The following is a 233-nucleotide window of genomic DNA, read 5'->3' as shown; positions in this document are numbered from 1 at the left end:
CGCCCGTGCACGTGGGCGACCCGGCCGGCCTCGGGATCACGGACCTGGCGGCACCGGACTTCGGCGGCGCCGTCGAGGTCCCGCAGGGCCACCTGCCCGTGTTCTGGGCGTGCGGGGTGACGCCGCAGGCGGGGATCATGGAGTCCCGCCCGCCGCTGGCCATCACGTACGCGCCCGGGCACCTGCTCATCACGGTCCTCCCGGACCGGATGATCCAGGTCCCGCGCCCTCCG

The 233-nt window shown here is 76.0% G+C and carries 1 protein-coding gene; it reads left to right on the top strand.

Annotated elements, in window-relative coordinates:
* Positions 1-233 (top strand): DUF1445 domain-containing protein (locus KVS67_RS13410; protein WP_217565588.1); only part of this gene is annotated, 233 nt, incomplete at both ends.

This window comes from Micrococcus sp. GbtcB5 (assembly GCF_019091605.1).
Classification (GTDB): Bacteria; Actinomycetota; Actinomycetes; order Actinomycetales; family Micrococcaceae; genus Micrococcus; species Micrococcus luteus.
Note: the sequence above shows the minus strand (reverse complement) of the source record. Positions and strands in the feature narration are given on the sequence as shown.